The 10390-nt window shown below is 75.7% G+C and carries 8 protein-coding genes; 2 read left to right on the top strand and 6 right to left on the bottom strand.

Annotated features, from left to right (window positions below):
- On the top strand, positions 1-364 hold a 364-nt coding region (locus tag ACFRMQ_RS01685), incomplete at its 5' end, for a peptidoglycan-binding protein (protein WP_380725736.1).
- A gap of 40 nt (positions 365-404) precedes the next feature.
- Here ACFRMQ_RS01685 and ACFRMQ_RS01680 read toward each other — a convergent pair.
- From ACFRMQ_RS01680 to ACFRMQ_RS01660, 5 genes are all read right to left on the bottom strand, one after another.
- A complete protein-coding gene (locus tag ACFRMQ_RS01680) occupies positions 405-1154 on the bottom strand; it encodes a TrmH family RNA methyltransferase (RefSeq protein WP_380725734.1) in 750 nt (249 codons plus the stop codon).
- Between the two features lie 57 nt (positions 1155-1211).
- On the bottom strand, positions 1212-3317 hold the full coding sequence (locus ACFRMQ_RS01675) for an FUSC family protein (RefSeq protein ID WP_380725732.1): 2106 nt from the start codon (positions 3315-3317) through the stop codon (positions 1212-1214).
- Between the two features lie 9 nt (positions 3318-3326).
- Positions 3327-4568 (bottom strand): HTTM domain-containing protein, encoded by a 1242-nt coding sequence (locus ACFRMQ_RS01670; RefSeq protein ID WP_380725730.1) that lies wholly within the window; start codon positions 4566-4568, stop codon positions 3327-3329.
- Positions 4565-5227 (bottom strand): DUF5819 family protein, encoded by a 663-nt coding sequence (locus ACFRMQ_RS01665; protein ID WP_380725728.1) that lies wholly within the window; start codon positions 5225-5227, stop codon positions 4565-4567. Before ACFRMQ_RS01665 ends, ACFRMQ_RS01670 begins: the two co-directional genes overlap by 4 nt.
- Positions 5228-5355: 128 nt before the next feature.
- The gene (locus ACFRMQ_RS01660) at positions 5356-6564 is read right to left on the bottom strand and encodes a rhodanese-like domain-containing protein (RefSeq protein ID WP_380725726.1); all 1209 of its coding nucleotides are present in this window, start codon (positions 6562-6564) and stop codon (positions 5356-5358) included.
- A 280-nt stretch (positions 6565-6844) separates the two neighbouring features.
- On the opposite strand from ACFRMQ_RS01660, the gene ACFRMQ_RS01655 reads away from it, so the two are divergent.
- Positions 6845-9583 (top strand): SpoIIE family protein phosphatase, encoded by a 2739-nt coding sequence (locus ACFRMQ_RS01655; RefSeq protein ID WP_380725724.1) that lies wholly within the window; start codon positions 6845-6847, stop codon positions 9581-9583.
- 68 nt (positions 9584-9651) lie between these two features.
- Here ACFRMQ_RS01655 and ACFRMQ_RS01650 read toward each other — a convergent pair whose 3' ends face one another.
- On the bottom strand, positions 9652-10344 hold the full coding sequence (locus ACFRMQ_RS01650; RefSeq protein ID WP_380725722.1) for a hypothetical protein: 693 nt from the start codon (positions 10342-10344) through the stop codon (positions 9652-9654).
- Positions 10345-10390: the final 46 nt, after the last annotated feature.

Here is a 10390-nt window from a genome sequence, read left to right as displayed (position 1 = left end):
CTGGACCGGCGGCGAAGCCGACGGCATCCCCGGCAAGGCCACCTGGGACTACCTGGTCAACGGCAAGGGCCGCAACATCGACGGCGGCACCGGGACCCCCCTGCCGCCCCCGCCGCCCACCGGCGGCACCGCCTTCCCCGGCGCGGACAAGTTCGGCCCCGGCCGGAGCAACGACTACGTCCGGCAGCTCGGCGAGCAGCTGGTCCGCAAGGGCTTCGGCGGCTCCTACAGCGTCGGCCCCGGCCCGAGCTGGGGCGAGGCCGACCGTCGGGCCGTCCAGGCCTTCCAGCAGGCCCAGGGCTGGACCGGCGGCGAGGCCGACGGCTACCCGGGCCCGGACACCTGGCGCCGGCTCTTCTCCTGACCCGCGTCCGAGGCGCGGTGCCCGCTCCGGGCGCCGCGCCTCAGCGCTTCCCGGACATCCAGTGGAACAGCCCCATCGCGACACTGGTCGCCAGGTTGAAGCTGGACACCCCCGGCCGCATCGGCACCGCCACCAACCGGTCGGCGCGCGCCTTGAGTTCCGCCGAGACGCCGTGCCGCTCGGTGCCGAAGGCGAGCAGCGCGTCGTCCGGGAACGGCAGGTCCCGGATGTCGGCGCCCTCCGGGTCCAGCACGTACAGCGGCCCGTCCGGCAGCTCCGGCAGGGCCAGCCGCTCGACCGCGGTGGCGAAGTGCAGGCCCGCGCTGCCGCGCAGCACGTTCGGGTGCCACGGGTCCAGGTCCCCGGTGGTCACCACCCCGGTGGCACCGAACCCGGCCGCCAGCCGGATCACCGCCCCGACGTTGCCCAGGTTCCGCGGGTTCTCCAGCACCACCACCGGCGCCTCGCGCGGCCGGGCCGTCAGCGCCGTCGCGTTGGCCCCGGCGGACGGCCGCACCGCCAGCGCGACCACCCCGGTCGGGTGCGGGCGCGGCGTCAGCTGCCGCAGCGCGGACTCCGGCACCTCCACCGCGAGCCGGTCCAGCGCCGGCACCACGTCCGCCGCCAACTCGCCCGCCAGCGCCAGCAGCGCCCCCCGGTCGGCGGTCAGCACCCGCCGCACCTCACCCCCGAACCGCAGCGCGTGCTTCAGCGCGTGGAACCCGTCCAGCAGGACCACCCCGGGCTCCCGCTCGACCACCCGCCACGCCCGCACGACCTCGTCATCCATGCCGTCCACTCTGTCACCCCGGCCAGGCCCGAAGGAGCGGGCCCACCAGGAGCGGGCCTACGAGGACGACCCGCGCAGAGCCCGCTCCAGGTCCCGCAGCGCCTGCCCCACCAGTCGCGTCCCCGCCCGCACCACGTCCCGCTGCACCCCGGCCGGCGCCCCCGCCAGCTCCTCCTCCAGCCGCGCCTGCGCGGCCCGCACCGCCTCGAACTCCACCGGCTGCCCGGTCAGCAGCGCGGCCGCCGCGAGCGCCGTCGCCAGCCGCAGCTCCTCCGCGTACTCCCCCGTCCCCGGCACCGGCTCGGCGTCCGCCGCCGGCAGGTGGGCCTCCAGCAGCACCGCCGCCCGCCCGAGGGCCCCCACCGCCGCCCGGGCGCGGTCGATCTGGCGCCGGCTCACCCCGGCCAGCCCGGACTCGTGCCGCCCGGGTTCGGCGTCGGCCCGCTGCATCGCCTGGATCAGCTCGGCGCGTGCCTCCCGCGAGTCCAGCAGCGCGCTGCGCACCAGCCGTCCGCGCGGCGCCGCCGGCTTCTCGTAGCAGGCGATCACCGAGCCCGCGTACCGTCCGGCCGCCGCCAGCCACTCGGCGAGCCGCTCCCCGAGCCGGGCGGTCTGCCAGGTCGGGAACAGCGCGTACGTGACGAGCGCGATCGACCCGCCGAACAGCGTCAGCCCGACCCGGTCGACGGCCGTCACCAGCGGGTTCCCCTCCTGCAACCCCAGCAGGAACACCACGTACGTGGAGATGCCGACCGTGGTCACCGCGTACCCGGTCCGGAACGCGAGGTACGCCCCGCCGATGCAGATCACCGCCAGCCCGGCCAGCACCCACTCCCCGGGGTGGGTCAGCTGCACCACCAGGGTCGAGACGGCGACCCCGACCACCGTCCCGGCCAACCGGGCGACGCCCCGGCTGTAGGTCTGCGCGAAGTCCGGCCGCATCACCATCGCGGCGGTCATCGGCGCCCAGTACCCGTGCTGGAACCCGGCCAGCCGGGCCAGCAGGTAGGCGACGGTGACCACCCCGGAGAGCCGGACGGCGTGCTGGAAGATCGCCGAGCGCGGCTGCAACTGCCGGCGCACGGCCCGGGCCGCCTCCGGCAGCATCCGGGCGATGGTCGGCTTGCGCAGCGCCCCGCCGGCCCCGACCACGGGCGTGGTGATGGTGTCCTCGTCGTTGCGGTCCAGGGTGTCCGCGGCCTTGCGCAGCAGCCCGCCGAGCCGCCGGGCGGAGCGCCGGGCCGCGCCCTGGAGCCGCGGGCCGTCGTCCGAGCCGGCCAGGGTGAGCGAGGGCGCGGAGCGGGGCAGCCGGACCGGGTCGCCGGTGCGGATCGCCCGTGCGAGGGCGTCCATGACCTCGGCGGCGGCCGCCAGCACCTCGCGGGCGCGGTCCCGTTCCGGTCCCTCCTCGGGGGCGCCCACCTTGGGGTCGGCGAGCGCGGCGATGGTGGGCCGGATGCGCTCGGCGATGCCGCGCAGACCGCGCAGTTCGGGCGGCCGGTGGCGGTCCTGCCAAGGGGTGAGGGCGGCCGCGTGGCGGGCCGTCATGAACGGCTCCGGGTCCACGTGCGCGGTCGGATCCTGACGCAACCGCCTCGCGTAGTCGGCGAGTTCGGCATAGGCGTCGGCGAGCGCCTCGCGCTGGGCGGTCCAACTCCCGATCGGCCAGACGGTGATGACGACGGCCTGGACGACGCCGCCGAGGGCGGCGACCAGCCCGTGGCCGAGCGCGGTGCCCACGCTGACCGGGAGCTGCACGACGATCAGCATCACCGAGACGGTGTTGGTGGCGACCACCCCGGCGGTCGGCCCGATCGCCCAGGCCAGTCCGGCGGCGAAGGCCCAGACCGCGAGCAGCACCGGGAACAGCCCGGGAACCCCCGCGGCCAGGTAGCCGAGGAAGGTGCTGGCGCCCAGTCCGATCCCGGCCGCGACGGCGAGCGAGGCCCGCGGCCGGAAGCTGCGCTGGAAGGTGGCCGAACCGGCGATGAACGCGCCCATCGCGGCCGAGGTGGCGAGCGCGACACCGCCGAGCGCGAGGGTCGGGAAGAGCACCAGCGCCACCGCGACCGCCCCGCGCACCGCCCGCTTGGGGTCGGTCAGCGCCCGGTCCAGGGTGAGCCCGGTCCGCGCGGTGTCACGAAGTGCGGCGAACCAGGACATAGCGACATCCTAGGCTGCCGGTACGCGTCCGATCCCGCTCATCCGGCGCAGTCGCGCCGCCACCCACAGCAGTGCCCCGGTCGGCAGGAACACCGCGTCCGCCGCGATCATCGCGAGCGAGAACACCGGCAGTCCGAGCACCACCGCGATCCCCACGTGCTCCAGCACCATGACGGCCAGCAGCCCGTTCTTGACCCGCCGGTTGAGCAGTGTGAACGGGAACGCCACCTGGAGGATCACGGTGCCGTACGAGATCAGGAAGACCGGCAGCAGTGCCGAACCGACGAGCGCGGACAGCCCCGGCCAGGGGGTGAAGTAGTCCAGGTGCAGCGGGTAGTACAGCGCGGTGCCGTCCTGCCAGCGCGAGCCCTGCACCTTGTACCAGCCGGCCGTGGCGTAGATCAGCACCACCTCGACGGCGATCACCAGCATCGCGCAGTTGTGCACCATGGTCGCCAGCGCGTCGAGCACCGCCCGCGGTTCACCGTCCGGCCGCAGCCGGCCGAGCGTCCACCACGGTCCGGCCACCGCCCAGAGCCCCCAGAACAGCGGCGACCAGCCGAGGTACGGGAAGGCCTTGTCGGTCCAGGTCAGGCTGTCCCCGGCGAAGCCGCCGAACTGGCAGACCGCCAGGACGGCCCCCAGCACCACCCAGAGCACCACCCCCGCCCGCCCGTCGCGGGCCCGGGCGGCGTCCAGCGACCAGACCTCGGCGCAGCGGGTGAAGACGAGGTAGACCGCCATCAGGTGGACGACGTTGTCGCCGCCGTCCCCGAGGAAGACGTCGCGGTTCTGCAGGGACAGCACGGTGACCAGGAACAGCACCGTGCTCGCCCTGGTCCGCCAGCCCAGCAGCACGGCCAGGGCCGCCAGCACCGCCAGGTGGTAGACCAGCTCGAACCAGAGCCGCCCGCCGAACCAGGGCAGCACGGTGAACGCCCCGGTGTCGGCCAGCAGCCCGTCGGCGAGCTCCGCCGACCAGGGGGAGCGGTCGCCGTACAGCATCCGCCGGTGCGGCCACTCGCGCAGCAGGTAGGCGAGCCAGACCAGCCCGAAGCCGATCCGCACCGCGGCGGCCTGGTGCCGGCCGAGCACCCGCCCGGTGAAGGCCGCCATCGCCCGGCCGAGCGGCGCCCCCGGCCCGGCGGCCGCCGGCGACCGGCCCGCTCCGGTCTGCGCCGGCACGCCGCCCGACGACGGCGTGCCGTCCGGCTGAACCGTTCCGTCCGGCAGCGCCGTAGCCCCGTTCATCCGAGCAGCCCCCGGTAGTCCTCGTCCGCCACCGGCCACCACGGCAGCTCCCGCACCCGCGGCGCCGCCGGCGCGGCCTCACCGCTCCAGGACGGCGGCGCGACGGTCGCCGCGGTCGACCGGAACTGGATCTCCCGGACCGGCCGGCCGTCCGCCTCCCGGCCGATCCGCTGCAGGGCGATCCGCTTGAGGTACCGCTCGGCCAGGCCGCCGCGCTGGGAGGTCGGCGACTCGTCCTGCGCGCTGTGCGAGCCGTCGTAGAAGTCCCAGGCCCGGCGCAGCAGGTTCTGCTGGACGTGGCTGGGCGCCGGATTCCCCCGGATCGCGGCGATGTCCTGCGCGGTCAGCCCGATCCAGTCGTGGGTGCGGGTCGTCCCGTCGGGCTCGACGGTGCGGACCCTCGCGTCCACGGTCACGTTCTGCTGGAGCGGGTTGGGCGCGAACAGCTTCCAGTTCTGCTCGAACTCCGGGTAGACCACGCCGTCCACCTCGTCCCGGTACTGCCGGGACACCGAGTTGGCGGGGGCGACGTGCAGGAACACCGCGGTGAGGAACAGTCCGGTGCCGACGGCCAGCACCGCCGCGGCGAACCCGAGGACCAGTTGCGCGGGCTTCGACCAGACCCTCCCGGCCGCCGGCCGGTCAGTCCTCTGCGCCATGGCCTCCCCGCCCGGTCGGCGGGCGCCGCCGGCCCGGTGCCGACACGCTCGCGCGCGCCCATCCTGCCCTACGGGGGGACGGGCGCCGCGCCGCCGTCAGCCGTTCTCGGCCGGTCCTCGGCCGGTCCTCAGAGGACGAAGGCCTCCTGGCCGGTGCTGCTCACCATCGGACGGCCAGCGCCCTCCCAGGCGTACATCCCGCCGTCCACGTTCACCGCGTCCCGGCCCTGCTGCACCAGGTACTGGACGACCTGCGCGGAGCGGCCGCCGACCCGGCAGAGCACGTACAGCTTCTCGTCCGGCAGCTCGCCGAGGCGGGCGATCACCTCGCCGATCGGGATGTGCAGCGCGCCGTCCACGTGGCCGGCGTCCCACTCGTCCTGCTCGCGCACGTCCAGCAGGGCGGCGTCGGCGGGCACGGCGGCGGCGTCGGCGGAGGGGATCTGCGGGAACATCGTGTGGCTCTCCTGGGATGTCGTCGGGTGTGTGCGATTGTCGCCCACCGGCGCCGGCCCGTGGCCGTCCACCGGGTCGGGGTCGCCGCCGAGCAGCCGCTGAAGCTCGGCCTGCCGCTCGGCGGCCTTGGCCAGCAGCTCCTCGGCGAGCTGCTCCAGCAGCCGGTCCGGGTCCTGCGGGGCGAGGGCGAGCAGCCGGCCCATCGGGGTCTGCTCCAGCCGGACCTGCTCGGCGGCGGTCTCGCCGATCTTGGCGGTCAGCCAGTCCAGCCGGCGGCGCAGCCAGTCCGCCCGGTCGGGGGAGTCGACGGCCGGCGCGGCCTCCGGCGCGGTGGACCACTCGGCCGCCAGGCCCTCCAGCGCGGCCGCGTCCCCGTACGCGTAGGCCTCGTTGACCCGGGCCAGGAAGGCGGCCCGGCGCCGCTGCTCGCCCGGGTCGGTGGTCAGGTCGGGGTGGGCACGGCGGACCAGCTCGCGGTAGATCCGCTGGGCCTCCTTGCCGGGCCGCACCCGCTGCGGGGCGGCGGGCGGCGGCGGGGCGGCCTCCCCGTCCTGGCCGGACCGCTCCCGCACCGAGTCGAACAGCGCGTCCAGGTCGGGAAGCTCCTCGACCTGCTGCCGTGCCTCGGCGGCCCGGCGCAGGTCCTCCGGCCGTCCGGTGCGGGCCGCGACGGCCTCGGCGACCAGCGCGTCCAGTTCGTCCAGCCTGGCGTAGAGCGGGCCGAGCAGCTGGTGGTGGATCAACGCGAAGTTGTCGATCTCGACCCGCAGCGTCTGCACGTCCACGTCCATGCTGAGCCAGGCGAGCTCGGCGGCGGCGACCCGCTCCTCCAGCTCCTGCCGCTCCGGGTCCGTCCAGTGGGCGGGGCTCTGCGCGCTCACGTCTCGCCTCTGTCTCGTCCGGCCGGCTGCGTCCTGCGGGCCCACCCGTACGGGCGGTCCGGCCTGCCACCCTACCGCCGTGTTCGCGCACCCCGTCCGGGTGAACCGGGGGTGCGAACCGGCGCGCGACGCCCGACACGCAACCGATCCTGAGGAATCTCCCCGTTTCGGTGTCGAGCCCGGCCCCGTCCGTGCTTCGCTGGTATCCGCACAGCGTGTCTTCCTCCGGAGAGACGGCCGCCCCCGGGCGCGGCGGCAAGGACGGGAGCAGAGCGGATCCATGGTGGCCGAGTCCAACTCCACACCGCGGCCGGCGGGCGACGGTACCGCGCCGGGCGACCACCCGACGGGTGTGGCCGCCCTCGTCCGGCTCGCCCCCGTCCTGGTCGACCGGTCGGGCCGGATCGCCCAGTGGGGCCGGGCCGCCGAGGAGCTGTTCGGCCACCGCGCCGAAGTCGCCCACGACCGCCCGGCCTCCGGCCTGCTGCCCGCCGTGGAGTCCCGGACGCACGACCGGTGCTCCACGCGCCGCCACTGCGACGCCTTCGACACCCTCGCCGAGCGGACCGCCGACGGCCGCCCCTGGACCGGCCGGCTGGCCGTCACCGACCGCGAGGAGCACCAGCGCGACGTGCTCTGGTGGGCGTACCCGCTGCCCGGCCCGTCCGGCGGACTGCTCGCGCTGGCCGCCGACGCCCGCCCGCTGCGCACCTCCGGGCCCCGGCTCGCGCTCGGCGAGCGGCTGCTCCCGTTCGCCGCCGCGCCCGGCGCCCGGGGCGGCTTCCACGCCGTGTCCGCGGCACTCACCCCGGCGCGTCTGCCGGTGCCCGAGCCGTTGGCCCGGCTGCTGCCCCCCGGCCACCGCGGGGCGCTGCTGGCCGCGCTGGAGCAGGGCGGGCTGCCCGCGCTGCGACTGGACCCTGCCACCGTGCTGCCGGTGCTGCCCGCCGACGCCCAGCCCGGTACGGCGCACGCGGCCGCCGGACTCGGCCGCCGCTACCCGACACCCCAGCAGCGGGCGGCCAGGGTCGGCCCGCCTCCGCAACCCGAACAGGGCGCGCCCGGCCGCCGCCAGCCCGGCCCGCTGCCCGGCCAGCGCGAGGCCGCCCAGCCCGCCGTCCCCTCCGCCGTCCGGCCGACGGCGGCCGTCGGCGGGGCCGCGACGGCCGGTGTCCCCTCCGTCCCTCCCCCCGCCCCCGAGCGGGAGGCCCCGCCCATCGCAGGAGCCGCCACCATCGAGCCCACCGCGCCCGGGCCCACCGCCATCGGGCCGTCCGCCGACACCCTCCCGATCCCCGGCCCCGCGGACGGCGCCGGGCCGCCCGGCGGCCGGCTCGGCCCGTTCCTCACCAACGGGCACGCCGGCGAGCAGCTGGCCCTGCTGAACGAGGTCGGCGGCAACGTCGGCACCACCCTGGACCTCGGCTTCACCGCCCACGAGCTGTGCCGGGTGCTGGTCCCCCGGGTCGCCGACTTCGCCTGCGTGGACCTGGTGGACGGGCTGATCTCGGACTCCGAACTGCCGGCCGCCCGGCCGGACGACGACACCATGCTGCGCCGGGTCGCCCTGGTCTACAACGAGACCGGCGGCGCCTGGGACCACGTGCTCGCCGAGGGCTCGCTGGTCAGCATGCCGCGCCGCACCCCACCCGGGATGGCCCTGCAGCTGAACCAGCCGGTGCTGGTCCCGGTGGTCAGCTCGGACGTCGCGGTCGACTACGCGATCGCGCTCGGCGGCGCCCGGCTGGCCCCGGTGGTGACCGGCCGTTCGATGCTGGTCGTCCCGCTCTCCGCCCGAGGCACCGTGCTGGGCATCCTGAAGCTGCTCCGGCTGCCGGACCGCGCCCCCTTCGACGAGAGCGACGCCGCGACCCTCAAGGAGCTGGCCGTCCGCGCCGCGCTGTCCCTGGACAACGCCCGGCTGCACCGCGCCGAGGCACGGGTCGCCACCACCCTGCAGCGCTCGATGATCCCGACCCGCCCGCCGCAGATCCCCGGCGTGCAGATCGCCCACCGCTACCTGCCCGGCGACCCGAAGGCCGAGGTCGGCGGCGACTGGTTCGACGCGATCCAGCTGCCCGGCAGCCGGGTCGCCCTGGTGGTCGGCGACGTGATGGGCCACGGCCTCCACTCGGCAGCCGCGATGGGCCGCTTCCGCACCGCCATGCAGACCCTCGCCGCCCTGGACCTCCCGCCCGGCCAGCTGCTGCGCCACCTGGACAACCTGGCCCACAAGCTCGGCGACGACCACCTCGCGACCTGCCTGTACGCGGTCTACGACCCGATCAACCGGACCTGCGAGCTGGCCAGCGCCGGCCACGTCCCTCCCGTCCTGGTGCACCCGGACGGCAGCGGCGAGCTGCTGGAGATCCCGGCCGGCGCGCCGATCGGCGTCGGCGGGGTGCCGTTCGTCGCCAAGACCATCGACGTCTCGGACGGCTCGATGCTCGTGCTGTGCACCGACGGCCTGGTCGAGGTCCGGGGCGGCGACATAGGGGCCGGTCTGGCCGCGCTCTGCGGCAACCTGATCGACCCGCAGCAGAGCCCCGAACAGGCCTGCGACGAGGTGCTGCGCCGGCTGCACTCGGAGGACCGCAAGGACGACGTCGCCCTGCTGGTCGCCCGGTTCGACGGGGTCGCCCCGTCCGAGGTGGCCACCTGGGACCTCACCGTGGACCACCGCGAGGTCCGCCGGGCCCGCTCGCTGGTCCGCGAACAGCTGGCCGGATGGCACCTGGAGGCGCTCAGCGACACCACCGAACTGCTGGTCAGCGAGCTGGTGACGAACGCCGTCCGGGTCGCCCGGGACACCGTGAAGCTCCAGCTGATCCGGGTGGACAAGCTGCTGGTCGAGGTCAGCGACGACAACCACAACCTGCCCTCGCTGGAGCCGGCCGAGCAGCTCGGCGAGACGGGCCGCGGCCTCACCCTGGTCACCAAGTTCGCCGAACGCTGGGGCACCGCCCGCAAGGCGGTGGGCAAGGTCGTCTGGTTCGAGCTCCCGCTCCCGCACGCCTGACGGGCGGCCCGGAACGCCGAACGGCCGCGCACGGACATCCGTACGCGGCCCGGGGAACCCGGCAGCCGTCAGGGGATGACGGCCCCCGCCGAGCGGCGCCGCCGGGCCTCCACCGCGACCTCCATCGAGGCGGTCGCGGCCACCGAGGCGGCGGCGCCGACCCCGGCCAGCACCCTCGGCCAGAAGTCCCCGAAGACCTCGACCGAAACGGCGATCAGCAGCGCGGTGACCACCGCGACGACGTGCTCCAGACCGGCCAGGTTCGGCAGCACGACCGCCTCGCCGATCATCACCGCCACCACCAGGCCGGCGGTGTACCAGGCCCGGCTGCGGAACGCGATGCAGATCGCCAGCGCGACCACCGCGGCCGACGGCCCGGTGTCCCGCACGTAGGCGACCCACTTCGGGAAGCCGAACAGGTGGTGCGGCCCGATCGCCACGCCGACCCGGGCGAACAGCGTGCCCGCCAGGGTGCAGGTGTAGGCGACCACCAGGGTCATCCGCCGGCCGAGCACGATCTCGGCGATCGAGAAGACCACGAACACCTGGGCCAGCGCCCCCCAGACCGGAAGGTCCAGCGCCGGCACGTACAGGGAGAGCGGGGTCCGCAGCAGCGACACGTCCAGCGGCAGCGCCGCCCGCACCACCCCGATGTTGTTGACGAAGCGCTCGCCGCCCGGCAGGTGCTGGACGATGCTGAACAGCAGGATCAGAAACGTCGCCGCACTGGCCAGCGGAACAGCGGCGAACTTCTTTCGCACCACCGCGTCCCGGACCGTCGCGAACAACGTTCCCCACTCGGCGACA

Origin of the sequence: Kitasatospora sp. NPDC056783, from assembly GCF_042789895.1 — a bacterium.
GTDB lineage: Bacteria > Actinomycetota > Actinomycetes > Streptomycetales > Streptomycetaceae > Kitasatospora.
Note: the sequence above shows the minus strand (reverse complement) of the source record. Positions and strands in the feature narration are given on the sequence as shown.

What these genes read in the sequence shown, in the direction of transcription:
- ACFRMQ_RS01680 (WP_380725734.1), bottom strand. Translation starts at nt 1,154, where the DNA reads ATGGATGACGAGGTCGTGCGGGCGTGGCGGGTGGTCGAGCGGGAGCCC.
- ACFRMQ_RS01675 (WP_380725732.1), bottom strand. Translation starts at nt 3,317, where the DNA reads ATGTCCTGGTTCGCCGCACTTCGTGACACCGCGCGGACCGGGCTCACC.
- ACFRMQ_RS01670 (WP_380725730.1), bottom strand. Translation starts at nt 4,568, where the DNA reads ATGAACGGGGCTACGGCGCTGCCGGACGGAACGGTTCAGCCGGACGGC.
- ACFRMQ_RS01665 (WP_380725728.1), bottom strand. Translation starts at nt 5,227, where the DNA reads ATGGCGCAGAGGACTGACCGGCCGGCGGCCGGGAGGGTCTGGTCGAAG.
- ACFRMQ_RS01655 (WP_380725724.1), top strand. Translation starts at nt 6,845, where the DNA reads ATGGTGGCCGAGTCCAACTCCACACCGCGGCCGGCGGGCGACGGTACC.